General features: G+C 68.9%; 22 protein-coding genes and 1 tRNA gene. 7 read left to right on the top strand and 16 right to left on the bottom strand.

Annotated elements, in window-relative coordinates; translation table 11 throughout:
• The first annotated feature begins 32 nt into the window (after positions 1–32).
• On the top strand, positions 33–1,229 hold the full coding sequence (locus tag ASE16_RS06600; RefSeq protein ID WP_055892576.1) for a pyridoxal phosphate-dependent aminotransferase: 1,197 nt from the start codon (positions 33–35) through the stop codon (positions 1,227–1,229).
• Between the two features lie 24 nt (positions 1,230–1,253).
• Here the strand turns inward: ASE16_RS06600 and ASE16_RS06595 are convergent, their stop codons facing one another.
• From ASE16_RS06595 to ASE16_RS06570, 7 genes are read right to left on the bottom strand one after another with little or no spacing between them, the layout of a single operon-like run.
• Positions 1,254–2,084 carry a carbon-nitrogen hydrolase family protein gene (locus ASE16_RS06595; protein ID WP_055892573.1) on the bottom strand — a complete coding sequence of 277 codons (831 nt, stop codon included), beginning with the start codon at positions 2,082–2,084 and terminating at the stop codon, positions 1,254–1,256.
• Positions 2,084–3,847, bottom strand: a complete 1,764-nt coding sequence (locus ASE16_RS06590) for a sensor histidine kinase (protein ID WP_055892570.1) — start codon at positions 3,845–3,847, stop codon at positions 2,084–2,086. Before ASE16_RS06590 ends, ASE16_RS06595 begins: the two co-directional genes overlap by 1 nt.
• Positions 3,844–4,239: a two-component system response regulator gene (locus ASE16_RS06585; RefSeq protein ID WP_055892567.1), complete on the bottom strand. Its 396-nt coding sequence runs from the start codon at positions 4,237–4,239 to the stop codon at positions 3,844–3,846. The genes ASE16_RS06590 and ASE16_RS06585 overlap by 4 nt, the downstream gene beginning before the upstream one ends.
• A complete protein-coding gene (locus ASE16_RS19725) occupies positions 4,236–4,391 on the bottom strand; it encodes a hypothetical protein (RefSeq protein ID WP_157480177.1) in 156 nt (51 codons plus the stop codon). The genes ASE16_RS06585 and ASE16_RS19725 overlap by 4 nt, the downstream gene beginning before the upstream one ends.
• Positions 4,388–5,233, bottom strand: a complete 846-nt coding sequence (locus tag ASE16_RS06580; protein ID WP_235500394.1) for a PHP domain-containing protein — start codon at positions 5,231–5,233, stop codon at positions 4,388–4,390. The genes ASE16_RS19725 and ASE16_RS06580 overlap by 4 nt, the downstream gene beginning before the upstream one ends.
• Positions 5,230–6,231, bottom strand: a complete 1,002-nt coding sequence (locus tag ASE16_RS06575) for an ATP-grasp domain-containing protein (protein ID WP_055892564.1) — start codon at positions 6,229–6,231, stop codon at positions 5,230–5,232. The genes ASE16_RS06580 and ASE16_RS06575 overlap by 4 nt, the downstream gene beginning before the upstream one ends.
• Positions 6,228–7,295, bottom strand: a complete 1,068-nt coding sequence (locus tag ASE16_RS06570; RefSeq protein ID WP_055892562.1) for a response regulator — start codon at positions 7,293–7,295, stop codon at positions 6,228–6,230. The genes ASE16_RS06575 and ASE16_RS06570 overlap by 4 nt, the downstream gene beginning before the upstream one ends.
• A 170-nt stretch (positions 7,296–7,465) precedes the next feature.
• On the opposite strand from ASE16_RS06570, the gene ASE16_RS06565 reads away from it, so the two are divergent.
• Positions 7,466–7,542: transfer RNA gene (locus ASE16_RS06565), tRNA-Met, on the top strand.
• A gap of 118 nt (positions 7,543–7,660) precedes the next feature.
• On the opposite strand, the gene ASE16_RS06560 is transcribed toward ASE16_RS06565, so the two are convergent.
• On the bottom strand, positions 7,661–8,341 hold the full coding sequence (locus ASE16_RS06560; protein WP_055892559.1) for a pyridoxal 5'-phosphate synthase: 681 nt from the start codon (positions 8,339–8,341) through the stop codon (positions 7,661–7,663).
• Between the two features lie 26 nt (positions 8,342–8,367).
• Positions 8,368–8,652 carry a hypothetical protein gene (locus tag ASE16_RS19865; RefSeq protein ID WP_162255970.1) on the bottom strand — a complete coding sequence of 95 codons (285 nt, stop codon included), beginning with the start codon at positions 8,650–8,652 and terminating at the stop codon, positions 8,368–8,370.
• A 75-nt stretch (positions 8,653–8,727) separates the two neighbouring features.
• Here ASE16_RS19865 and ASE16_RS06550 point away from each other — a divergent pair, with 75 nt between their 5' ends.
• Together ASE16_RS06550 and ASE16_RS06545 are read left to right on the top strand one after the other, a co-directional pair.
• Positions 8,728–10,590 (top strand): DUF2207 domain-containing protein, encoded by a 1,863-nt coding sequence (locus ASE16_RS06550; RefSeq protein ID WP_162255969.1) that lies wholly within the window; start codon positions 8,728–8,730, stop codon positions 10,588–10,590.
• Between the two features lie 35 nt (positions 10,591–10,625).
• Positions 10,626–11,942: a hypothetical protein gene (locus ASE16_RS06545; protein ID WP_157480175.1), complete on the top strand. Its 1,317-nt coding sequence runs from the start codon at positions 10,626–10,628 to the stop codon at positions 11,940–11,942.
• A 13-nt stretch (positions 11,943–11,955) separates the two neighbouring features.
• Here ASE16_RS06545 and ASE16_RS06540 read toward each other — a convergent pair whose 3' ends face one another.
• On the bottom strand, positions 11,956–12,474 hold the full coding sequence (locus tag ASE16_RS06540) for an isochorismatase family protein (RefSeq protein ID WP_055892549.1): 519 nt from the start codon (positions 12,472–12,474) through the stop codon (positions 11,956–11,958).
• Positions 12,475–12,605: 131 nt separating this feature from the next.
• Here ASE16_RS06540 and ASE16_RS06535 point away from each other — a divergent pair, with 131 nt between their 5' ends.
• Positions 12,606–13,745 (top strand): ROK family transcriptional regulator, encoded by a 1,140-nt coding sequence (locus ASE16_RS06535; protein WP_055892546.1) that lies wholly within the window; start codon positions 12,606–12,608, stop codon positions 13,743–13,745.
• A gap of 10 nt (positions 13,746–13,755) precedes the next feature.
• On the opposite strand, the gene ASE16_RS06530 is transcribed toward ASE16_RS06535, so the two are convergent.
• The 4 genes from ASE16_RS06530 to ASE16_RS06515 all read right to left on the bottom strand — a co-directional run bounded on the left by ASE16_RS06530 (position 13,756) and on the right by ASE16_RS06515 (position 19,894).
• Positions 13,756–14,298, bottom strand: coding sequence for a hypothetical protein (locus tag ASE16_RS06530; RefSeq protein ID WP_200949584.1), 543 nt, complete (start codon positions 14,296–14,298; stop codon positions 13,756–13,758).
• Positions 14,298–15,494: an ROK family transcriptional regulator gene (locus ASE16_RS06525; protein ID WP_082581282.1), complete on the bottom strand. Its 1,197-nt coding sequence runs from the start codon at positions 15,492–15,494 to the stop codon at positions 14,298–14,300. The genes ASE16_RS06530 and ASE16_RS06525 overlap by 1 nt, the downstream gene beginning before the upstream one ends.
• A 197-nt stretch (positions 15,495–15,691) precedes the next feature.
• Positions 15,692–18,631, bottom strand: a complete 2,940-nt coding sequence (locus tag ASE16_RS06520) for a UPF0182 family protein (protein ID WP_200949583.1) — start codon at positions 18,629–18,631, stop codon at positions 15,692–15,694.
• Between the two features lie 120 nt (positions 18,632–18,751).
• Positions 18,752–19,894 carry a PDZ domain-containing protein gene (locus ASE16_RS06515; protein ID WP_055892541.1) on the bottom strand — a complete coding sequence of 381 codons (1,143 nt, stop codon included), beginning with the start codon at positions 19,892–19,894 and terminating at the stop codon, positions 18,752–18,754.
• 162 nt (positions 19,895–20,056) lie between these two features.
• Here ASE16_RS06515 and ASE16_RS06510 point away from each other — a divergent pair, with 162 nt between their 5' ends.
• Together ASE16_RS06510 and ASE16_RS06505 are read left to right on the top strand one after the other, a co-directional pair.
• Positions 20,057–21,400: a zinc-dependent metalloprotease gene (locus ASE16_RS06510; protein WP_055892537.1), complete on the top strand. Its 1,344-nt coding sequence runs from the start codon at positions 20,057–20,059 to the stop codon at positions 21,398–21,400.
• 112 nt (positions 21,401–21,512) lie between these two features.
• A complete protein-coding gene (locus tag ASE16_RS06505) occupies positions 21,513–22,337 on the top strand; it encodes a hypothetical protein (RefSeq protein WP_055892535.1) in 825 nt (274 codons plus the stop codon).
• A 16-nt stretch (positions 22,338–22,353) separates the two neighbouring features.
• On the opposite strand, the gene ASE16_RS06500 is transcribed toward ASE16_RS06505, so the two are convergent.
• Together ASE16_RS06500 and nudC are read right to left on the bottom strand one after the other, a co-directional pair.
• Entirely contained in the window at positions 22,354–24,087 is a 1,734-nt protein-coding gene (locus ASE16_RS06500) for an ATP-dependent helicase (RefSeq protein ID WP_157480173.1), read from the bottom strand.
• Positions 24,084–25,103 carry an NAD(+) diphosphatase gene (nudC, locus tag ASE16_RS06495; protein ID WP_055892531.1) on the bottom strand — a complete coding sequence of 340 codons (1,020 nt, stop codon included), beginning with the start codon at positions 25,101–25,103 and terminating at the stop codon, positions 24,084–24,086. Before nudC ends, ASE16_RS06500 begins: the two co-directional genes overlap by 4 nt.
• Positions 25,104–25,145 lie beyond the last annotated feature (42 nt).

Raw genomic sequence — 25,145 nt, 5'->3', positions numbered from 1 at the left:
TTGGAACAGCACGACGCGGAGAGGATGTGCCCATGACGGTATCAGGCGCGTGGAAGCGTGCGGCGAGCGGCGCAGGCCTGCTCGGCGCAGACGGAGCGATCGCTGCGACGATCTTCGCCGAGATGAGCGCGCTGGCCGTGCGGACGGGCGCGATCAACCTCGGGCAGGGCTTCCCTGACGAGGACGGTCCTGCCGAGGTGCTCGACGCCGCGGTCGCCGCCATCCGCTCAGGAGAGAACCAGTACCCGCCCGGCATCGGCATCCCCGACCTCCGGCACGCCATCGCGGAGCACCAGGAGCGCTTCTACGGACTCACCGTGGACCCGGAGAGGGAGGTGCTGGTCACCGCGGGAGCCACCGAGGCCATCGCCGCCACCCTGCTGGCCCTGCTCCAGCCGGGGGACGAGGTCGTGACGTTCGAGCCGTTCTACGACGCGTACGGCGCGCTGATCGGCCTGGCGGACGCCAGGCACCGCACGGTCCCGCTCCGCCTTCCCGGCTTCCAGCCCGACCTCGACGAGCTGCGGGATGCGGTCACCGACCGCACCAGGATCATCCTCGTGAACTCCCCGCACAACCCGACGGGCACCGTGCTGAGCACGGAGGTGCTGCAGACGATCGTCGAACTGGCTCACGAGCACGACGCCATCATCGTCACCGACGAGGTGTACGAGCACCTGACCTTCGGCGTGCCGCACGTGCCGATCGCGACGCTGCCGGGGGCGCGGGAGCGCACCGTGAGCATCTCCTCCGGCGGCAAGACGTTCAACACCACGGGGTGGAAGGTCGGCTGGCTCACCGCCCCTGCGGAGCTCGTGACGGCCATCCTCGCGGTGAAACAGTTCCTCACCTACGTGAACGGCGCACCGTTCCAGCCCGCCATCGCAGCAGGGCTCCGACTGGGCGACGACTACTTCACCGGTATCGCGTCGACCCTCGGGCGGAAGAAGGACCTGCTGTCGGACGGGCTGCGCGCTGCCGGCTTCGGGGTCGCGGACTCCGACGGGACGTACTTCGTCGTCGCCGACGCCGCTCCGCTCGGCTTCACTGACGCTGTGGCGTTCTGCCGCGAGCTGCCCGACCTCGCCGGGGTGGTCGCCGTGCCGCTGTCCGCGTTCTGCACGGACGAGTACGCCGCGGGGACCGCATCCCTGGTGCGGTTCGCGTTCTGCAAGCGCACGGAGGTGCTGGAGCGGGCGACCGCTCAGCTGGCGGGCCTGCGGCGCTGAGGCCGGCTCCCCTCGCCCCTGCCGTCAGTCGATCGGCTCCACCCGGTAGCGCCGGAGCGCGAGCGCCGGATTGACCTCGCGCACGGCGCGCACCCGCTCCGCGGTGACCTCGGCGACGGCCACCCCCGTCGTCTCGCCGATCGTGGCCAGCGCGACGCCCATCGGGTCGACGATCGTGCTCGATCCGACGCCGATCGGCGGCGTGTGGTCCGCGGCGGCGACGTAGAGGGTGTTCTCGATGGCGCGCGCCGCGATCAGGGTGCGCCAGTGCTGCTCTTTGAGCGGTCCGCGCACCCACTCGGCCGGTACGAGAACGAGCTCTGCTCCCGCGTCGGCCAGCCGCCTGGTCACCTCGGGGAATCGCAGGTCGTAGCAGGTCTGCATCCCCACCGTGATGCCGTGCGCCTCGAAGGTCTGGGGTGCGTCGATGGCGCCCGGCACCACCCACTCGGACTCCTGGGCCCCGAATGCGTCGTACAGGTGCTGCTTGCGGTACGTCGCGACGACATCGCCCGTCGGAGCGACTGCGACGATGGTGTTCGAGAACCGGTGCTTGTCGTCGGTTCTCTCGACGAGCCCGGCGACCGCGAACACGCCATGCTCGCGGGCGGCAGCGACCAGTGCGCCCACGAACGGGCCGTCCATCGGTTCCGCGTTCCGCACGAACCCATCGCCGAGGGGATGCACGAAGTACGACGAATACTCGGGGAACACGACCAGCTTCGCCCCGCGCCCGGCGGCGACGGCGACGAACGCCGCGACGGAGTCCCTGTTGTGCACAGTGTCGTCGGTCGGCGCGAACTGCACGACCGCGACGGCGATGCCTTCTGCACTGCCGCGCTGGGCCTCGTCCATCAGCGACCACCGTCCAGTGCCGCCGTCGCAGCCACTTCGAGAGGGAGGCGCAGGCTGATCGTGGTGCCGACGCCCTCCTCGCTGGCGATGTCGATGCTCCCGCCGTGCGCGGTGACGATGGCCTTGGTGATCGTGAGCCCGAGCCCGACGCCCGGCACGGCGTTGCGGGTGGCCGTGGAGGCGCGGAAGAACCGGTTGGAGAGCTGCCCGAGCTCGACCGCTGGGATCCCGATACCGGTGTCTGTGACGGCGATCACCGCATCCCCGCCGTCACGGGACAGGGCGACGGTGACGCGTCCGCCGGACGGCGTGAACTTGATGGCGTTGGAGACCAGGTTGTCGATGGACTGGCCGATGCGCAGCGGGTCGCCGAAGATCGTGACGGACTCCTCCGGCAGCTCGGCCGTGAGCGCGACCCCTGCGTTCGTGGCGACCGGCCGGGCGGACTCGACGGACGCGGTGACCAGCGGTCCCAGTTCCAGGTCCTTCTGCTCCAGCGGGAAGCGGCCGGACTCCACCTGCGCGGTGAACAGCAGGTCGCCGACGAGCCGCAGCAGACGGTGGGCGTTGCGCTCCGCCACGCCCAGGTACTGCAACTGCTCCTGCGACAGCGGGTCGTCCTCGTCGTCGCGCATCAGTTCGAGGTAGCCGAGGATGGAACTCAGCGGCGTGCGCAGCTCGTGCGAGATGAGGCCGACGAACTCGTCCTTCAGCCTGGCGAACTCGCGCGCCTGCGTCATGTCCGTCGCGACGAAGATGAAGCCGACCCTGTGACCGTTCTCGTCGAGGCGCGGCGTCGCGGCCACCTGGACCGGCACCAGCTTGCCGTCCGCCCGCACATAGGTCCAGTCGCGCACGTCGGCGTACCCGGAGCGGACAGCATCCACGAGGGCGGAGAAGTCTTCGGCGCTCGACACGGTCTGCACGCGCGCATCCATGTCGCGGAGCCGTTCCTCCAGCTCCGAGGCGAGGTGGAACTCGATGATGTGCCTGTGGCCTTCGAGCGCCTGCTTCTCGGTGAGGCCGAGCATCTTCTCTGCGCCGGGGTTCCAGACGTCGATGAGCCCGTCGAGGTCGGTGCCGATCACCGACTGCTCCGTCACGGCGTTCCAGATGCTCTGGATCAGGCGGTTCGCTGTCTTGAGCCTGGACTCGTTCAGCACCAGCTCGTCCTGCGAGCGCACGGCCTGTTCGAGCAGTTCCTTGCGCTGCTTCGCCGCCTCGTTGGCGGCGGCGAGTTGCACACGCACCCTGTGCGCGATCTCGTTGATGACGACCGCGACGATCATGTAGATCAGCGGGGAGAAGATCGCGCGCACCAGGTCGCCGACGGTCGTCGGCACGGTGGATGCCACCAGGGGCCCGAGCAGCACGAGGAAGGTGCCGAGCGCCGCGATCACGGCGTTGATCCTGCCCTCCTCCGTCGCGATCCACACGAACGGGAGCAGCAGGAGTGCGCCGTACGGCGAGTTCGAACCGCCCGTGCCGAGCCGGAACAGGCCGACCGCGATCAGCGACAGCACGGGGATGAGGATCGACCACTCCGCGCGCAGCCTGCGCCACGGGAACGCGAACGAGACCACCGTCGCCACTACCGCGAGCGCGACGCCGAGATAGAAGAACAGGGTGTTCGTCGGGCCGGGGCTGAGCGGCAGCAGCATGACGCCGATGGCGATCAGGAAGCCGATGATCGTCGGAATCTGCTTGACGAACGGGCTGGGAGAGTCGATCGAGATGCGGCCGAGCCAGCGGTCGATGGTCATACCGTCGCCTCCATCCCGAGCATGTCCCTGATGCGTGCGGTCAGGACTTTGGGGCTGAACGGCTTGATGATGAAGCTGTCCGAGCGTTCGGCGACGACGCCGTGGTCGGTGAGGAGCTGCACGGATGCCGACACCATCAGGATGAGCGTCGCGCTCGCGACAGGGTCGGCCCTGACCGCCTCAGCGACCTCGACGCCGTTCATACCCGGCATCGAGATGTCGAGGACCACGAGGTCGATGCCGCCGGCACGAACAGCTTCGAGCGCTGCAGGACCGTTGTCGACGGCAGCAACGACCTCGACGCCCGCACGGGTGGCGGCGATGAGCATGAGCCCGCGGATGTCGTCGTCGTCGTCGGCGATGACGACGCGGGGCGCGCCTGCCTCGCTCATGAGAGGAACACCGTGCGCACGACGACGATCGCGGCCAGCACGACCAGGGCGATCCCCGCGTACGGGAGCAGGCGGTACTCCCAGCGCTTGTTGGCGTCGATCTCGCGCTGGATCTCGTCGTACTGCTCGCTGTTCATGTCGATGGGGCTCATCGGTCCTCCTCCCCTGCATTGAATGACTCTGCGTTGGTCGGCTCTGCGTTGGTCGAATCCGCGCTGGTTGATGACGCTGTGTGCGCCGATTGTTCCGCGCTCGCTTGGGAACGACCATAGGCGTCCTCCAGTATGCGCGCCACACGCTCGTAGCGGCCGACGTCCGTCGCGACGTGGCTGTCGGTGGATGCGACGATGCGTGCGCCCGCCGCGATCAGGGCGGCGACCGCGTCCGGCCCAGGACACGCCCACTTCTCATTGACCTCGACGATCGTGCCCGTGCTCGCCGCTGCGGCCGCCCAGGCGGCGAGCCTGTCCCTCCCGAGCTGGTCCTCGGACAGTCCCACCTTCGGCAGGATCGAGAACCAGTGCGCGAGCTGCGCGTTCGGTGTTCGCTTCATCGCGCGGATGCTCGCCGTGATCAGCAGGTCGAGCGCGTCGTCCGCGGAGAGCCCCGCTGCCAGACGCTCCGTCGTCTCGCGCGGAGACCACGGCCCGTCCGTGCCGGGGAACTGGTGGTCCCCGATCACGATCGCTCCCACCCCGCCTGTGCCGACGATGAGGTCGGGCGGCGTGTCGATGGCGCCGGACGCATCCAGCAGTTTCGTCTCCACCCCGGTGAACACCGCCAGGCCGTCAGGGATGCGTTCTGCCGCGACGGCGCGGACGAACTCGGGCACCCAGGTGGTCGACGCGCGCACATGGTCGATCAGGCGCAGTTCGCGCAGCCCTGCAGCGCCGGCCGCCGCCAGGTTCTCCGCGAGCGTGCTGACCGCGTCGTCGGAGAACGTCGAATGGACGTGGTAGTCGCCCAGCAGCAGCTCGCGGCCGGAAGCGGTCACTCCTCGCCCGGGCCTTCGGTGTGGGCTGCGTTCTCGGAGACGAGCACGTCGGCCGGGTCGAGGAAGACGTCTTCGAGGAACCGGACGTTCGCCAGCTCCACGAAGTCCACGGTCCTCGGCACATCGACGCCGGTCACCAGGTCGAGCAGGAGCGACGGCATGTCGACGCCCGCCGCGATCGTCAGCGGCATCGCGCCGGGGAAACGCGGGTTCACCTCCAGCAGCGCGGGGACGCCCGCGGTGCTGTAGCGGAGCTGGACGTTGGCGACGCCAGTGAGCCCGATGGCGCGAGCGACGTCGGCGGCGGTCTGCGAGAGCTCGTCGCGCTTGACCGTTCGGCCGGCGATCGAGACGCCAGAGTCCACCCGTTCGCGCGAGCGGGGAACGGCGGCGATCACGCTGCCGTCGGGCGCCGCGAGCACATCGACGGAGAACTCGTCCCCCGGCAGGTTCTCCTGGATCAGGATGCTCTCGTCCGTGCCGAGCGCCTCCAGCGTGTCGCGGTCCTGGATCAGGCGCACGCCGCGGGACCCCGCCCCGCTGCGCGGCTTGATGATGACAGGGAACGTCCAGTCGTGCGCGACGCCGTCCGCGTTCAGCAGCCGGGTCTCCGGGACCGCGAGCCGCCCGGCGCAGCGCTCCGCGAGGAGGTACTTGTCGAGGCAGACCGTCAGCGTCTCGATGCTCGGGGCGGCGAGCGCCGTCCCGACCGCGAGCAGGTCGTCGCGCCGTGCAGCGAGGCCGGGCAGCTCGACGTCGACCGTGGAGAACAGAACATCCACGCCGCCTGCCTCGCACATCCGGATCAGCTCGTCGACGAACCCGGCGGACTTACCGGCAGGGACGATGCGCCGGTCGGCGGCGGCCACGAGGTACAGGCCGCTCGCCCAGCCGTCCATGTCGGCGGCGAGCACCTGCACGTCGTCGCGGGCCAGCAGGGAGCGGATGACGGCGACGCCGGCAGGGCCGCCGGCGCCTGTCACGAGAACTCGGGTCACTTCTCTGTTCCTCTGGTTCGGGCGTCCGCCGTCAGGGACGATGCGGGCACCGAGATGTCTGCGGTGTCTTTGATCACTTCGAGCGGCTCACAGCTCTGGCCGCCTCCGAACCGCGACCAGTAGCGCGCCGTGGCGAGCACGAAGTCGGGTTCGAGGTATGAGCGGAGCTCGGTCTGCGACCGGAAGCAGTCGATCAGGCGCAGTTTCGCGTCTGTGAAACCATCTATCGGCACGAACCTGGTCGGCCGGTAGTCGATCGTCGCCGACGGGCTCTGGTAGCAGCACACCGTGCGCACCGACCGCGTCGCGACGAGCGTCGCTGAGTGCACGGCGCGGTGGTCCTGGTGGCGGTCGTGGGCGGAATGCGTGTAAACGATGTCCGGCTGCACCTCGGCGACGACGCGCTCGATGATGCCGACGGTCGGGTCCGCCGCGGAGATCTGGGTGTCCTCCAGGTCTTCCATGAAGAGCCTGGCGCCCAGCAGCTCCGCCGACGACAGCGACTCGTGCTGCCTGTCGTCCGCATCCCCTCCCCTGGCGCCCCGCGACATGGTGAGGATGACGACGGTGTTGCCCGCCTCCCGATGGGCGGACAGGATGCCGCCGACGCCGATCTCGACATCGTCTGGATGCGCGCCGATCGCGAGGACCACCTGCGGACGCTGCGCCGCCTTCTTGGTCCGTCCCTGCTCCGCGAGCCTGGTCACGATCGACACCAGGTCGACGGAGGAGACGGGCTTGGTCAGGAACTCGTCCGCCTGCGCGCGCAGAGCGGAGACGGCGTAGTCGACGGAGACGTGCGCTGTCATGACGACGACCGGCATCCCCGGGTACTGGCTGCGCAGCACCTTCAGCAGGTCGAGCCCGGAGATCCCCGGCATCTCGATGTCGGTGAGCACGAGGTCCGGCTCGAAGTCGGCGATGGCGGCGAGCGCTTTGGACGGGTCCGTGATCGCGACGACCACCGCATCCGCCCGCTTCTCCAGCACGGTCTTCATGTAGAAGGCGACGTCGGGATCGTCCTCGATCACGCAGACCCGGTACTTCTGAAGCGAACTCGGCATGGACGCCCTCCCTGCCACCGACTCTACCGGCGGCCACCGGAACAGGCCCGCCCCGAAACACGGGGCATCGACAGATCGTTCTACCAAACACGGGATGCGCGCGCGGCACGCCCGGGATTCGGCCTCGATTTTTGCTGAACAGCAGCCGGTGCTAAAGTAAATTCTTGTGACGCGGGGTGGAGCAGCTCGGTAGCTCGCTGGGCTCATAACCCAGAGGTCGTAGGTTCAAATCCTGCCCCCGCAACCAGAAAGGCCCGGATTTCCACGGAAATCCGGGCCTTGTTTTTTCCCTCGGAGTTCTTTCCCCCGGCGATCTTTCCCCCGGCGATCTTTCCCCGCCTACGTATGCCCAGCAGAGGCGGGTGCTACGGCCAGAGGGAGCGCCGATCCCACGTGGATGCGGTGCGCAGGTACTGGAGTCGCTGGTGGTCACGGTCGGGCGAGCCCTGCCAGAATTCGATCGACGACGGTTCGATCGTCCAGGCCGTCCACTGAGGGGCGACGAGACCCGGATCGGCGTCGACGGCGGCCCGCGCGTCTGCGAGGAGCCTGTCGCGTTCGGCGCGGTCGGCCAGGACACTGCTCTGGCGTCCGGCCAGCACCTGCGCGCGGGCAGCGGGATGTCTGGCGAGGAAGTCCGCGGCCGACACGGAGGCGGGCGCAAGCCGGGCGACGCCACGAATGCGCACCGCGCGCGCGAGCGGACCCCAGTAGAAGCTCAGGGCACAACCCGGATTCTGGGCGAGCTGGACGCCTTTCGCCGATTCGGCGGTCGTGGCGATCGAGAATCCGCCGTCGTCCGTGACATCTTTCAGCACGAGCACCCTGACGTCCGGCAGTCCATCCTCGTCGACCGTCGACAGGGTCGCAGCGTGCGGCTCGGGCAGAGCGGCGTCGATGGCGTCGGTCAGCCAGGTCACGAAAAGGTCACGCGGGTCGTCCGGCGCGGACGACGGCTCCCACGGCGGCGCGACGCCGACCACCGATGGGACGGCCCTGAGCGTTTCGCGGAGGGGTGAGCTCAGGGATGCGCGCTGAGATGTCATGGCGCCATTGTCGTCCACGACCGCACTCACGGGGTGGTGGTGACGCTGAGCTGCGGAGAATTGAACGGGAACGGGTAGGTCTGGGTGCCCTGCGCCGCTCCGGGCCCTCCCGCGCCGCAACACCGCCCCTTGCTCCCCGTCGCGAGCACGGCGTAGACGACGGCGGAAAGGCCGGTCGTGATCAGCAGCCGGCGCAGGCGCAGCAGAATCGGCCCGGCAGGGAGTTGCGACAACTCGCCTGTGTCCGCTTTCGCCGCCCCCGCGCCGCGCGTCGTCTTCGTCGCCCGCATCACGATCCCCCTCGCATCCACGTCCCCCCGATACTGCCAGACGCCCTGGCGACGCCGCACGGGTGGGCCGCCGCACACTCCGGTAGCCTCGGACTCGTGTCCTGGCGTGGAGTTCGAGCATCCGTTGTCGCCGTCGTCCTCGTGTCCGCTCTCACCGGCGCCGCGCCTGCGGCGGCCGTCGGCGCGCCGTCCGCAGTCACCGGGTCGGTGCGCACCGACACGAGCGACTTCGCGTTCGATTCGTTCGACGCCGATTACACCCTCACGCGCGACGCGGACAAGGACTCAGCCCTCCGCACGGTCGAGACGCTCGTCGCGGACTTCCCGTCCTTCGACCAGAACCACGGTATCGTCCGCGCCATCCCGCTGACCTACCAGCACACCGACCTGCGACTCTCCGTCGTGTCGGTGACGAACGCCGACGGCGGGAGCATCCCGTTCGAGCGCGACGACGAAGGCGGCTTCGCGCAACTGAAGATCGGCTCGGCCGACAGCTACGTGCACGGCCGCCAGACCTACGTGATCACATACACGCAGCGCTACGTCGTACGGCCGTTCGCCGACACGCACGACGACGAGTTCTACTGGGACGTGAACGGAACGGCGTGGGCTCAGCCGTTCGGCCGCGTCTCGGCACGCCTCCACCTCGACAGCGGCCTGACCAGCGCACTCACCGGCGATGCCTCCTGCTACGTCGGCGAAGAGGGCAGCACCACTCCGTGCGACATCTCATCCACCCCTGCGGCGGACGGGTCGGTCGTCTCGGTGAGCCAGAGTTCCCTCGCGCCGCACCAGAACGTCACGATGGCCGTCGGCTTCGCCTCCGGAACCTTCGCGACCCCTCCGGACGCCAGGGACGCCTTCCCCTTCGCCGTGCTCCCGTGGATCCTCCTGGCGCTCTCCGCGCTGATCCTCGCGGGCATCGTGGTCGCTCGGGTCCTCCTCTGGCGCACACCGCGCGGACGCGGCATCATCGTGCCCCAGTACACCCCTCCGCCCGGGATGTTCCCCGCCCTGGCCGCCGCCTTCCTGAAGCGCGAAGATCGCGCGCTACCCGCGCAGCTCGTCGGGTTCGCCGTCGCCAAGGTCGCCGCGATCGTCGACCATTCGGATGCGACGCAGCAGAAGCCGTTCGGCCTGCGCCTGCTCGTCGACCCGTCAACAGTGGGAGACGATGCGGAACGCGACGTTCTCACGCGCGTCGTCGGAGCAGCAGAGCCAGGCGACGAGGAAGTGCTCGACCCGGCGAACCAGGTGCTCGGCGACCGGCTGGCCGGGCTCGGCGGCGCACTCGACCGCGTGGTCCACGAGCGCGGGCTGCGCGCCCGCCCGGCGAGCAGGCTGCCGTTCGTCGCCCGCACGCTCATGCTGCTGATCCTCGCCGGATGGATCGCGCTCTTCGCCTGGGCCAGCAACGAGAACGCCACCACCGCCGTCCTCGGCTGGGGTTTCGCCGGCGTCATCGTCGCCACCGTCGCCGTCTTCATCCTCGCCAGAGTGCCCGACCTGCTCACGGAGAAGGGCGTCGAGGCAAGGGACTACCTGCTCGGCCTCCGCGACTATCTCGCTCTGGCCGAAGCCGACCGCTTCCGCGTTCTGCAGAGTCCGGAAGGCGCCGAACGCGTGGATGCGCGCGACGGGTCAGCGGTGGTCAAACTCAACGAGAAGCTGCTGCCGTACGCGATCGTGTGGGGCGTCGAGAAGGAGTGGATGCGCGAACTCGCCCACTCCTACGAGGTCACGGCGACGCAGCCGGAGTGGATGCTGGGGGCGACGAACCCCGCACTGCTCCCGCTCCAGATCGCCGCGTTCAGCACGTTCTACCAGGGTGCGCCGTTCGCGACCACCCCGCCCGTCTCGTCGTACTCGGGATCGGGCGGCAGCAGCCTCACCGGCGGCGCGAGCGGCGGAGGGTTCTCCGGAGGCGGAGGCGGCGGGGGAGGCGGCGGAGGCTGGTGAGCCCGACAGCGTGAATCGTCAGTACACTCGGTCGAATGCGACCAGAGATCGAGCGAGGTCTGAATGTCGTGGTTCACGACATCGACGAGGCGGCGTTGCTTCGCCTGCACCCATCAGGACCGACGATCCAGCTTCCGCCTGACCTTCAGCGGCCGCTCCTCCCCAGGTCGTTGAAGGGACACTCATTCTCGGGAACGACATTCCACGCCGCGGTGTCGGGTGGCAACTCGAGCATGGAGACACGAGAGCTTTTCCTTGACGATCTCCTCATCAACTGGGCGTACGAAGCTGGTCAAGGCAGTCCTGATCCCGCACGCATCTCGGGAGCATCGCTCAACCTGGAACCACGCGCCGCAGCCAGATTCTTCGCCGGCACAGAGCCCGCGGTCGACCTCAGCGTCGATGGCCGCCACCTGTGGCCGGTCGACCTTTCCGTTCTCGACGCACTCGACTCCGCCTTCGACCCGGACCTCTTGGGCGGGACCACGATCGCGGCTCTCCCGTATTCGTCCCATTTCTCGGACGAGTGGGGTGCGCGCGGAAGGATCAGAGACAGCGATCTGGAGCGAACGTGCCTCGATCTCCACTTCGATACGCCGAGATCGCTGGACGAAGCCAGAGAGGTGCTCGTCGCGGCGCAGACACTTCTGGAGGCGGTAGGCGGCATCGGACTTGACGCCGTACGCGAGCTCTGGGTGTTCTCATCTGACCCGGAACACCCAGACGAACGCGTGCACTGCGAGTGGTGGTCGCGCTCCGTGTTCGGCGAAGCCGCCAGAAGTTCTTGGATGGGGCTTCGGAGGGAGGTCGGCATGGTGGGAAAGCTCGACGTCCATTCCATCGGCGGACTCGGTGGCGTGCTGAGCTGGATGCGGCTCTGTCACGCGGTTCCGTTTCTGGTTTCCGTGCTGCGCAGCGAGCATCGCGCACTCACGCAGGATCGGCGAACCAGAATCAGCACGCTCGCCATCGCCTGGGAGCATCTCGCTCACTGGCTGCAGAGCACGGGAGCGACCAAGACCTCTACTACGACGGACACGATAGTTGAGCTGGTCGAGCCGCTTCTCACTGCTGGAACCACGTTTCGCCCCCTTGTCGAGTTGAGCTGGAATACGAACAACGAGATCAAGCATGTCGCTCTCAGGAAAACCAGAAACGCGCGCACGCCATTGCGTCGAGGTGATGCGGACGGTCACGATTACCTCGCCCACTTCATGTACGCGACACTGATGATCGCTTCTCTGAAGGCTGCCGGTATGACGGCGGCCGCTCAGAGCCTGACCTTGGAGCTCGAAGACTTCGGACCGTTCGGCAGCGCCTGGCTCTCTCTTGTCCAGGCGTATACGAAGTGATTGAGCCGGGCCGTCAGTCGAACCGCAGTTCGACCAGATCCACGATCGTCACGCCCTCCGCGGCGAGCTCGATCGCCACCCGCTCGCTGATCTCCGCTGCCGGTTCCGCGTCGTCGTACGTGGCGTGACCGTCTGCGGGCACGATCACGTCGAAGCCGCGCTCCAGCGCGCCGAGCGCCGTGGCCTGGATGCAGTACTCGCTCTGCAGCCCGGCGACGATCAGTGTCGAGACTCCCATCGCGTGCAGCACGTCGGCCAGCGCAGGGTTCGACTCGAACGTGTTCGTCACGTCCTTGCGCACCACGGGCTCCCCCGGCAGCGGACGGAACACGAACTCCCAGCCGGGCGTGCCCGGCTCGTCCGGGTCTCCAGGATCGCCATCGTTCTGCACGTGCACGATCGGGATGCGCGCCTCCCTCGCGCGCTCCAGCAGGCCGGACATCGTGTCCCGGAACGCAGCAGCACCCTCGATCGCCGTCTCGCCATCGAGCATGTTGCGCTGCACGTCCACCAGCATCAGTCCGTAACCCATGCGGTCCATCATCCGCCGACCCCCGCCCACCCGCCAGTCCGCCGGCAGCCCGGGAGCGTCGCCCCTCCCCTCGGCGGCCGATTCGCTATGGTCGTCAGCGGGGAGCAACGCGCACCGAGGAGCGGACAGACGTGGCAGACGATCACAGCAAGGCGACGCAGGCTGCCGTCCGTGAGCGCAACCTGCGGAGCGCTCTGCAGCTCGTCGTCTCCGGCGGCGGCACCGCGACCAGGGCAGGGATCGCCAGGAGCACCGGCCTGACCTCCGCCACCGTCTCCTCCCTGCTCTCCGGCCTGATCGCGGATGGGCTCGTCCTGGAGGGCCAGCGCGCGGAGAGCACGGGCGGAAAACGCGCAACGACCCTGCAGGTCGATCAGGAGCGACACGTGCTGCTCTCGGTGATCGTGCAGCCGGGGCTCGTGCGGGGCGCGGTCGTCAACCTCCTCGGCGCCGAGCTGGCGACCCTGTCGCAGCGCCCGTCCGCCCCCGGCGCTGTCGAGGACGTGCAGTCCGTCGTCCGCCGGCTCGCCGCATCCACCCCGGCGACGGTGGTCGCGGTCGGCATCCAGGTGCCGGGGATCGCGGACGGTCCGCTCATCCGCGAATCGGTGCAGCTCGGCTGGACGGACCTCGACCTCGGGGCGGCGCTCGACGGCATCGTCGACGCGCCCGTGCACCTCGTCAACGACGCCGACGCGGAAGCGCTCGCCGACTACTCCAGTTCCGACCAGTTCGGCGCCAATCAGATGTTCGTCTCGCTGAGCACCGGCGTGGGCGCTGCGTTCATCGTGGACGGAACGGTCCTCGCCGGCGCCGCCCACCGTGCGGGCGAGATCGGCCATGTGCCCGTGCTGTTCGGCCCTGATGCGCCCCTCTGCCCGTGCGGCAACCGCGGCTGCCTGGAGGAGGTCGTCTCCGTCACCTCCCTGCTCGGGCTGCAGCACGGCGCCGACCTGGAGTCCGTGGATGTGGCAGGGCTCGCATCCACCCAGGAGTCGAAGGAGCGGATCGCCACGGGAGCCCGCGTGCTCGCGCGGGCGCTGCTCCTCGTCGGCGCCGCCCTCGACGTGCCGAACGTCGTGCTCGGCGGAACGGCGCCCAAGCTCGGCGACGAGTTCATCGGCCACCTGCGCGCCGAGGCGGCCAGGCACACCGTGCGCGCCGCGATGCCGCTCAGCTTCCGCTATGCCAAGATCGCCCTCGAACAGCCGTTCCGCGGCGCGGCCCAGCACGCCATGCAGGCGACCCTCGGGGTGAGCTGGGCGCTCTGAGCTCCGCGCTCTAGGAGGCCGCAGGCGGCGACACGCTGCCGCGCCGCTCCCCTGCCGCCTCGAGGGCTGTCCCCCGCACGCCGGTCAGCAGCTCCAGCAGCGCCGCCCCGCGCGCCCTGTCGAAGCCGAACGTCGCGATGTCCGCGTAACTGTGGCCGGTCAGCCGGTGGCCGAGATCCACCACGAGCACCGACCTGCAGGATGCGCGCACAGCGTCGACGACGGCGCGCACCCAGGCACGCCGCTCGTTGTCCACCCCGACGATCACGACGGGAGACCGGGTCGCCAGCACGAGGTTCGGGTCGTCGCCCTGACCGACGGTCACGACCGGATTGCTCGACCACTGCTGCCCGCTGTCCGAGTCTTCCGCTCCCCACGCCTCGGCGAGCGTCGACCAGCGCGGAACGCCGAGCACCTCGTTGTCGACGGTGGAGAGCCGGACGACCGTGCACCGCCCGTGGAAGCCGGGGAGCGCGTCCACCGCCTCCGGCGAGATCGCGAACGACCTGGCGATCGCATCCAGGGTCGGCGGCCGGTCGAGCAGGAGGGTCATCAGGACACCCCGAGCTGGGCGGACAGCACCATGACGACGCACCCGCGGATCACGATGTCCCTCCCCTGACTGGTCATCCGCAGCGTTGCATCCGAGTGGAAACCGGCCATCGTCCTGTTCTTCAGTGTCTCCCCCACCGCGTCGATCAGCGGGCCGTCGAGCAGTTCCTCCGGGCCGCTGAGCACCACCTCAGACAGGTTCAGCGCTCCCACGATGGGCGCGAGGGCGACGCCGAGCCGCTGGCCGGCCTCCCGGAGCACGTGCTGCACCGGCTCGCCAGCGATGGCAGCCGCAGCGACGCGCGACTCCAGCCGAGGCACGGCGAGCCAGGCCTCCAGGCATTTCTCCCTGTCGTACGGCGCTTCCGCCCCGTCGTCCGTTCCGACCATCACCTGCCCGATCTCACCGGCGGCGAACCGGCTGCCGAGGACCAGCGCGCCGGCCACGAGCAGCCCGGAGCCGACACCGTGACCGATCTTCACCAGCATCATGTCGCCGTGCGCACCCCCGAAACCGTGCTCGGCAAGGACGGCGACGTTCGCATCGTTGGCGACGAACACCGGAAGAGCGGTGTGCTCGGCGATCAAGCCGTGCAGGTCTTCGTTCGTCCAGCCGAGGTTGGGAGCGGCGATGACGGTGCCCGACGGGTCGACGATTCCGGGGGAACCGATGCCGATGCCGAGGATGGGGGCCGTCGTCATGCCGACCAGCCTGTCCACCAGGGCGAGCACCTTCGCCACCGCCTCGTCGCCGTGGCTCCCTGCCAGGGCGACCTCGGCCGTAGCGAGGATCGTGCCGTCGATGTCGAGCACCGCCCCGCGGAACACGGAGTGCTCACTGAGGTCGACGCCGACGATCTGCGTCGCCGCCCTGTTCATGTCGAGGAGCACGGCGGGCTTGCCCGGCCGGACGTCGTCCCGCTGGCCGAGCTCGATCACCAGCCCCTCGGCGATCAGGTCGCCGACCAGGTCCGAGATGGTGACCCTGGTGAGCCCCGTTTCCCTGGCTATGTCCGCCCTGCTCACCTGACCGGCGCGGTAGAGGGTCTGCAGCACGAGCGAACGATTGTGGTTGCGCGCGTGCTCGGGAAGGACCTTGCCGCGCGGGCGCAGGGCTCTCCCAGGCACCATGCCGCGATCCTGTGGGATCGTGCCGTGTTCGCTCGCCAGGGAGCGCCGTCCTTCGTCGACCAGCATGTTTGTTAGTAAAGTCGACAATCAAAGTTTTCGCAAGCATTTTGTGATGCTTGGGGCCGCATGGCCGTGATTCCGCGGAATGTCCGCATCCACCGGGCGCTTACTTTGTACGGCGACTGAACATACACGGTGGACGCACGACGAAGGGCGGGGTGCGCATCCCCTGGATGCACACCCCGCCCTTCGCGGAGTTGCTGCTACTTGGAGCCGGTGGTGCCCTCGGCGGCGAGCGCGTCCTGCAGCGCCTGCTGGAGCCGCTGGTCCGCGGCGCCGTACGCCGCCCAGTCTCCGGCCTTCAGCGCAGCCTGGCGGTCGGAGAGCGCCTGCTTGGCCTGCGCGAGCGCCTGCTGCAGCGCGGCGTTGTTCTGCGGGGTGGTCGTGCTGCCGCCTCCAGTGGAGCCGGAACCCGTTCCGCCACTGCCGGAACCGGTGCCACTCGTGCCACCCCCGGTCTGCGGGACGTTGTTGTCGCCCGCCGTCGCACCGGAGTCACCGCCGAACAGCGAGTCGAGCGCCTGGTCGAGGGTGTCCTCGAACGCGATCTTGTCGCCGAAAGCGACGAGCACCTTCTGCAGCAGCGGGTAGCTGGTCTCACCCGTCGACTTGACGTAGACCGGCTGCACGTAGAGCAGACCACCACCCACAGGCAGCGTCAGCAGGTTGCCGTTGATCACGTCCGTCTTGCCCTGTCTCAGCAGGTTGAGCTGCGCCGAGACCGTCGGATCCGAGTTGAAGGTGTTCTGCACCTGTCCAGGCCCTGGCACCGTATCGCTCGATGGCAGGGTCAAGAGTCTCAACTTGCCGTATGCCGAGGACACCTTCCCCTTGGTGGAGCCCGCATCCGAGTCGACGGCCAGATAGCCCTTGAGCACCGATCTGCTCGATTCGCTGGACGCCTGGGGTATGAACGTGGTGTACAGCGAGAACGACGGCGCGGTCTGCCCTGGCATCTGCATCGTCAGGTAGTACGGCGGTTGCAGCGTCGGATCCGTCGGCGACGACACGGGGTCGTTCGGCGTCGTCCAGGCGTCCTCACGCGAGTAGAACGATCCGGCGTCCGTCACGTGGTACTGACCGAGCACCGAGCGCTGCACCTTGAACATGTCCGCCGGGTAGCGCACGTGGCTGAGGAGCTGCGAGCTCATGTCGCTCATCGGCTTGACCGTGGCTGGATAGATCTTCTCCCACGTCTTGAGCACAGGGTCCTTGGCGTCCCAGGCGTAGAGCGTGACCGAGCCGTCGTATGCGTCGACCGTGGCCTTCACCGAGTTGCGGATGTAGTTGATGTCGTCGAACGCGTACGCGGGCTTCGGCGTCTCGGTGTCCGCGATCGCGTCGCTCAGGCTGCCGACGTGCGAGTACGGGTACTGGTCGCTCGTGGTGTATCCGTCGATGACCCACTTGACGCGGCCGTCGACCACGGTCGGGTACGCCTGCGAATCGAGCGTCAGGTAAGGAGCCACCTTCTGCACGCGCTTGATCGGGTCGCGGTCGTAGAGAATCTGCGAGTCGTTGTTGACCGCGTCCGACAGCACGATCTGCTCGTCCTGGAACTTCAGCGCGTAGACGAGCCGCTTGAAGATGTTGTCGAGCTTCGGGCCGCCGTTGCCGTTGAACGTGGTGTACGTCTGCTGCGCGTCTCCCTCGCCGCCCGGATAGTCGAGCTCGACGTTCTTTCCACCCTTCGGGCCGCCGACGATCGAGTACGTCGGGGACTGCTGGCCGAAGTAGATCCGCGGCTCGTATGTGCCGAGCGACCCCTGGCTCGGGATGCCGGACTCCAGGAACACGGGCTGGCCGTCCGTCGAGCGCTTGTTGCCGTACGCGGCGACGAGACCGTATCCGTGGGTGTACACGATGGTGTCGTTGTACCAGTTGCGGGCGCTGGTGAGGCCGGACTGCTGCAGCTCGCGCACCGCGACCACCGCGTCCTGCTCCTTGCCGTCGATGTCGTAGCGGTCGACGGCGAGGTTGTTCGGGAACGCGTAGTACTGGCGGAACTGCTCGAGCTGCCGGAACGACGGGCTGACGACGGCGGGGTCGATGATGCGGATCTGCGCGGTGGTCTGCGCGTCCTGCCGCAGCTGGCCCTGCTCGACGTCCGTTGTCGCGTTGTACGGGATGACGTCGATGTTGCTCAGGCCGTACGCATCCCTCGTCGCGTCGATGCCGTCTTGCACGAACGGCGTCTCGAGCGTCTTCTGGCTCGGCTCGACCTGGAAGCGCTGCACCACCCACGGGTAGATCGCGCCGACCACGAGGGCCGCGACGATGAGCAGCGCCGTGCCGACAACCGGGAACCGCCAGCGGCCGATGAACGCCGTGAGGATGAAGAGGATGGCCACGAAGACCGCGGCTCCGGCGAGTACGGCGCGGCCGGGGATGGTCGCGTTCACGTCGGTGTACGCGGCGCCGTTGATCATGTCGTTGACGTTGGAGTCCGTGACGGTGGCGTAGCGGTCGAGCCAGATGCTCACGCCCTGCAGCAGCAGGTAGAGCGCGGCGATGACCGAGATCTGGATGCGCGCCGCCTTCGAGATGCGCACCTCACGGCCGCTCACCCTGATCGACCCGTAGAGGTAGCAGGTGGCGAGCGTGGCCAGCAGCGCGATCAGCACGACGGCAGAGGCGAAGCCGACGGCGCCGCGGTAGAACGGCAGCGCGAACAGGTAGAACCCGATGTCGAGGTGGAACAGCGGATCGGTCTTGCCGTACGCCGTGCCGTTGATCCACATCGCGGCGGTCTGCCAGCGGCTGCCTGCCGAGACCCCGGCGAAGATGCCGAAGACGATCGGGATGCCGTACATCGCGAGACGGCGCAGCGGCTCGACGACCTGCTGGTACCTGTCCAGCTGCGAGTTCAGCTTGGCGTACACCGGACGCAGCCGGTACGCGAGCTGGATCGACAGCCAGAGCGGGAGCGCCATGCCGAGGAAGCCGATGAAGAACATCGAGATCGCGCCGAACCACTGCGTGGTGAGCACGTTCAGGAACCCGACCTGCTGATACCAGAGGATGTCGGCATACAGTCCGGCGAAGACGAAGAACAGGATCACCAGTGCGACGATCACACCCAGGGTGATCCAGATGGCCGCGCGGCGGCGCCCAGGGGGTCGGACTGTTGCTGTTGAACTCACGAATGGCCCTCATTGCTCTCGCGTGGCAAGGTCAGAAATCCATCCTAGGCGTCGCTCGCTTGGAGAACGCCGTATCGCACACGCCCGTCTGAGAAGCCTATGTAAGCGCTATGAGGAGCTCTATGAAGTCGGACAGGTTGCGAGCCCGGAGGTGCCGCCTCCCGAGCTGATCGCCTTCAGTGCCGCGAGCGAGTCGTCGAGCGTCTTCACAGCGAACACGTGCAGCCCGGACGGGATGTGGCCGGTCACCTCGTTGCAGTTCGACGCCGGCGCGAGGAAGTACGTCGCCCCTCCTGTGTCGCGGGCCGCGTACATCTTCTGCCTGATGCCGCCGATGGCTCCGATGTTGCCCTCGTTGTCGATCGTGCCGGTTCCTGCGATCTTCTTACCCCCGTTGAGGTATCCGGGGGTGAGCTGATCCATGATCCCGAGCGCGAACATCTGGCCGGCGCTCGGACCTCCGACGTTGTCGAGCTGGATCTTCACGTCGAACGGGAAGGTGTAGTCCATTCCCGCACCGATGCCGAGCACGGTCTGACCGCCGGACTTCACCGGCGTGATCGACACCGTGGATGCCGTGCCGCCGCGGATGATCCCGATCTCGGCCGCCTTGTCCGTCCCGTTCTTCTCGATCAGCGACCGCAGTGTTGCGACCCCCGGCACGGGCTCGCCGTTCACGCTGGTGATCTCGTCGTCCACCTTCAGGACGTCGGCGGCAGGGGTCCCTTTGATGATCTGCTTGACCGCCACAGCCTCGGGGAAGTGGTAGCCGAGGTGGTTGAGGGCGGCGGCCACCGCATCCTGCTGCGAGTTGACCATCAGCGCGGCGTTCTCGGCGTTCGACTGCTCTGTGGTGGTTCCAGGAGGGAAGACGACGTCGACGGGCAGCACGGCCTTGCTCGGCTGGAACCAGGCGGAGATGATGTCGAACCAGCTCGGCCGCTGATCGGGGTTGCCGACGACGGAGACGGTGAGCAGGTCGAGCGAGCCGGAGGTCGGGTACGTCTTCTGCGACGGGATGGTGATGAGCGGCTTCGCGTCGTCGCTCGGCTTCGAGCCGACCGGCTGGTCCTTGCCGAGCGTGTTGAACACCGGGCCAGGCTGCTCGATCACGAACGGAGCGGGCGCGACGGCGAGGACGAGGGTGAGCGCGACGGCGACGCCGACGGCGATCCACCCGGCGATCACCCGCTTCGGCGGAGCGACGCGTGTGGGGCTCCCTCCCGCATCCGGCTGCAGTTCGTCGTCGGTGAAGAGGCTCACGCACTGTCCCTTTCGTGTGTTGCATCGGCCGATCGGCCGCCTGTTCGCCACAGGCGCACATCCGCCAGGCCGAGCCTAGGCCAATTCTCACCCTGCGCCGTCGTTCACGGTCTAGCGTAGATTCCGAGCCTGAATGCCGGACCACAGGAAAGAGGCGTAACGATGGCCGACGATCCCAACCAGGAGCCGGACGACGAGCTGGCCCGCCTGCTGCGCGAGATGCTCTCCGGCAACGCGTCCATCGACCCGAGCCAGCTCGCGGGAGCCGCTGGGCTTCCGAGCGATCCTGCGAGCATCCAGGCCCTGATCGGCCAGCTGCAGAACGCGATGCGCAGCACCGACGGCGGCATCAACTGGGATCTCTCCCTGGAGCAGGCGCGCACGCTCGCGTCGGACGGAGCGCACGCCGTCACCCCGGCCGAGCGCGCCACCCTCGACCAGGCGTTCAACGTCGCAGCACTCTGGCTCGACCAGGTCACCACGGTCTCCGAGCTCACCAGCCCTCCGCAGCTCATCGGCCGCGCAGAGTGGGCACGCCAGACCATGCCGCTCTGGACCCAGCTCGCCGAGCCCGTCGCCCTCAGCATCTCCGACGCGCTCACCCGTGTGCTCACCGAGCAGGCGCCTGAGGAGATGCAGGGGATGCTCGCCAACGCCGGGCAGATCATGCGCAGCGTCGGAGGCGCCCTGTTCGCGATGCAGCTCGGCCAGGTGGTCGGCCAGCTCGCCAAGGAGGTCGTCTCGGGAGGCGACATCGGCATCCCGCTCCTCGCGGACGGCCAAGCGGCGCTTCTCCCCCAGAACGTCGCAGAGTTCGGCGACGGACTCGACATCCCGATCGACCAGGTGCAGCTCTACCTCGCGGTGCGCGAGCTCGCCCACGCCAGGCTGTTCCGCCACGCCAAGTGGCTGCGACTCCAGCTGATCACGCAGATCACGGCGTTCGCGAAGGGGATCACCATCGACACCGACCGGCTCGAAGAGCTGGCGGAGAGTTTCGACCCGTCCAACCCGGAAGAGCTGCGCGAGGCGATGGTCAGCGGCGCGCTCATCCCGCCGAAGACGGAGGAGCAGCAGGAAGCGCTCGCCCGCCTGGAGACGGTGCTCGCTCTCGTCGAAGGCTGGGTGGACGTGGTCACGGCCAACGCCACGACGCTGCTGCCGAAGGCGGACGCCATCGCCGAGATGGTCCGCCGCCGCCGCGCGTCCGGAGGCCCGGCCGAATCGGCGTTCGCCACGCTCGTCGGCCTCGAGCTGCGCCCTCGCAGGCTGCGCGACGCCGCGGCCATGTGGCAGGCGGTCACGGATGCTGTCGGCCAGGAGGCCAGAGACGACCTGTGGTCGCACCCCGATCTGCTCCCCCAGTCCACCGACCTCGACGACCCGTCGGCGATCGTCGCCCGCCTGACCGCGTCCGCGAACGGCCAGGAGCCGGAGCGCGACGCGATCGACCAGGCGCTCGACGACCTCCTGCGCGGAGACACGGAGCGACCGACGGAGGAGTGACAGCCCCGTCCCGCCTGGCGCCGCATCCCTCGGGCTGCGGCGCTTTTCCGTGTGCGCTGCGCGCCTGTGGATAACTTCTGCGGGCTTCGGCGATCTGCGGCATGATGCCTGGATGGTCTACGCACTCGATCCACGCATCCACCGGGTCTGGCGGTCGCCGAGCAGCCTGCAGTTCGGCGTGGACAGGGCGATCCTGACGCTGGACGACCTGAGCAACGCCGACGAGCGGATGCTCGTGGCGCTCGAGGCCGGCGTCACGATGTCCGGCCTGCAGATGGTGGCGCGGAGAGCGCGGGCCGACGCCGGCGCTCCCGCGCGGTTGCTGGAACGGCTGGCGCCCGTGCTCGCCGTGCCACGCGGCGCGGAGCAGGAAAGCGAGCGAGCCGGCGGGCGTCCGGTCGCCGTGGTCGACGGCGCCGGTCACACCGCCGCGCGACTGATCGAAGTGCTCGACGCCGGAGGGGTGGACGTGCGAAGCGGGCTGTCCTGGACCGACCCGGCGGTCGACACGGCCGCCGTCGCGGTCGTCGTCGGCTCGTTCGCGATCGAACCGGAGCGGCACCGACGCTGGCTGCGGAGGGACGTGCCGCACCTCGCCGTCGTGTTCGGCGACGAACGGGTGCGCGTCGGACCGCTCGTCGATCCCGGCGCTGGGCCGTGCCTCGGCTGCGTCGACCTGCACCGCACGGACGCCGACCCTGCGTGGCCCGCGATGGCCGCCCAGCTCCACACAAGGGATGCACGGCGAGAGACTCCACTCATCGGAAGCGCCGCCGCCGGTGTCGCCGGGTTCGCCGTGCTCGACCGGCTGGGCGGCGGGCGCTCGCTCAGCGGGTCGAGCGTGACGGTCGACTACGCGGACGGTGCTCGGGCGGAGCGGAGCTGGGAACCGCATCCCGCGTGCGGCTGCCTGACGCTGCCGACGCCGGAGCGCTGACAGCACGCCGGACTGCTCAGCGATTCACCGGAACGGGCGGGGCCATCTCAGCGAGGAACCGCGACGGCTGGCGCACCGACGAGCGCCCGGCGTACTGCCCGGTCTGCGACCAGCTCAGCTGGAGTCTGCTGCGCGCCCTGGTGATGCCGACGTAGAGCAGGCGGCGCTCCTCGTCGATCTGCTCGAAGCTCTTCGCGTAACTGATCGGCACGAGACCCTCGCTGAGGCCGACCAGGTACACCGACTCCCACTCCAGGCCCTTCGCCGAGTGCAGGGTCGCGAGGGTGACCGCCGACAGCGTCGGCTCGTGCTGACCGGCCTGGCGGGTGAGGAGTTCGTCGGTGAACGTGCGGAACGACGTGCCGGCAGGCATCGTGTCCACCAGCCCCATGATCGCGTTGAGCGACTCCCAGCGGTCGCGCACGGCGCCGCGCGTCTCCGGAGGCTCCTGGCTCCAGCCGAGGGAGCGCAGCACGTCGCTGACCGACTTGAACAGCGGCTCGTCGCCGACCGCAACGCTGGCCGCGCGCAGCGACATGATCGCCTGGCGCACCTCCGGCAGGTCGAAGAACCGCTTGGAACCACGGACCTGGTAGCTGATCCCGAGATCGCCGAGGGCCTGCTCGATGGCTGCGGCCTGCACGTTCACGCGATAGAGGATCGCGATGTCCTCGGGCTTCGCTCCCCCGGCCAGCTCGGCGGCGATCTTCTGCGCGACGGCGCGGGCTTCGTCGCGGTCGTTCTCGTGCGAGGTCGGGGCTGGGATGGTGCCCGGCTCCTCCGCATCCACGGCGCCCGTATCCGCTGCCGCTGCCGCTGCCGAGTGCAGCGTCAGCGCCCCAGCGCGTCCGCGCATCAGCCGGTTCGCCGCGTTCACCACGGCGGGTGTCGACCGGTAGTTCTGCTCCAGCCGCACCACTGTCGCCCCCGGATGCGCGCGCTCGAAGTCGAGCAGGTACTCGCTGCGCGCCCCCGCGAACGAGTAGATGGTCTGGCTGGCGTCTCCGACGACGCAGACATCGCGGCGCCCGCCCAGCCACAGGTCGAGCAGCTGCTGCTGCAATGGGGAGACGTCCTGGTACTCGTCGACCACGAAGAAGCGGTACTGCTCGCGCACCTGCATCGCAACGGCCGGCTCGATCTCGATCATGCCGGCGCAGACCAGCAGCACGTCCTCGAAGTCGATCTGCTTGCGCTCGTCCTTGAGGTCTTCGTAGGTCTGCAGCATCAGCACCAGCTGATCCGCCGTCAGGGTGCCAGGGATCGTGCGGTCGGCGACCGTTGCGGCGTACTGCTCGACGGTGAGCCCGGAGACCTTGCGCCACTCCACCTCGGCGGCCACATCCCTGAGCGTCGCGGTGTCCACTTTCAGTCCGAGACGCTCGGCGGCGTGACCGAGCACTCTGCCCTTGCCGTCGAGCACGCTCGGCAGCTGGCCACCGACCACCTGCGGCCAGAAGAAGTTCAGCTGGGACAGCGCGGCGGCGTGGAAGGTGCGAGCGGCGACCCCGGCTGCGCCGAGCTGACGAAGACGGCCGCGCAGTTCGGCGGCGGCGCGGTTGGTGAAGGTGAGCGCCATGACCCGGTTGGGCGCGTACGCGCCGGAGGCGACCCCGTACGCGATGCGGTGCGTGATCGCGCGCGTCTTGCCCGTTCCCGCACCCGCCAGGATGCACACCGGCCCGAGCAGTGCCTCCGCCGCGACCCTCTGCTGCGCGTCCAGCCCGTCGAGCAGCGTGTCCGGGTTCACTGCGCCGCCGACGGCTCGGCTGGGGGCTCGTCCAGCGAGCCGCCGTACCAGTCCTCGATGAGGGCCCGGGCGATCGAGGAGCGGCCGGGCAGGATGACCTGCTCACGCGCATCCCACAGCTCGGCGCGGCTGAACCAGCGCAGGTCGAGGATCTCCTCGCCGTCCGGCGCGAGACCCGTCGGCGACTGGTCATCGGCGAGCCTGGCGGTGAAGCCGACCATCACGGACGCGGGGAACGGCCACGGCTGCGATCCCTTGTACTGCGGGTCGACCACCCGGATGCCCGCCTCCTCGAAGATCTCGCGCTGCACGGCGGACTCGAACGACTCCCCCGGCTCCACGAATCCGGCGAGCAGCGAGTACCGGGAGTTCTCCCACATCGCGTTCGAGCCGAGCAGCAGCCGGTCGTCCGCATCCAGCACGGTGACGATCACCGCCGGATCGGTGCGAGGGAACACCTCGGAGCCGTCCTCGAAGCAGCGGCGCACCCAGCCGGCCTGCTCCACCACGGTCGGCGTTCCGCAGCGCGGGCAGTGGGTGTGCGACGCGTGCCAGTTGGCGATCGCGAGCGCCTCGGTGAAGAGGCCGGCATCCCGGTCGGTGAGGGCCGTGGCGACGGTGCGGAGGTTTCCCCAGCGGGCCTCGTCGGGTTCGAGCTCCTGCGCCGCGGCGTCGGTGAGCACTTCGAGCACGACGGCGGTGCCGACCGGCTCGCGTTCGGAGGCGACGAGCGTGCGACCCAGGTACACCCTGACCAGCGCGGAGGTCACCCGCTCGACGGGAAGCAGGTCGAGTGCCGCGCCCCCGGCAGTGGATGAGCCCCAGCCGTCGGCGGCGGGCGTCGCAGCCTCGACGCTCTCCGCCGTGAGCAGCGCCCTGCCCTTCCACAGCGCGAGCACACGGGTCGACGGCTCCTCCCAGAGCTCGTCGAAGAGCGCAGGGCGCGACCGTGACACATGGTCTCGGTCGACGGCGTGACGCGAGAGCGGCAGCGAATCGAACGGGATGGGCGACATCGAGGTCCTTTCGGGGCGTGGCGAACGGCTCACGCGGGGAAG

This window comes from Leifsonia sp. Root227 (assembly GCF_001428745.1).
GTDB lineage: Bacteria > Actinomycetota > Actinomycetes > Actinomycetales > Microbacteriaceae > Leifsonia.
The sequence above is the reverse complement of the archived record's forward strand: the minus strand, read 5'-3'. Positions and strand labels throughout refer to the sequence as shown.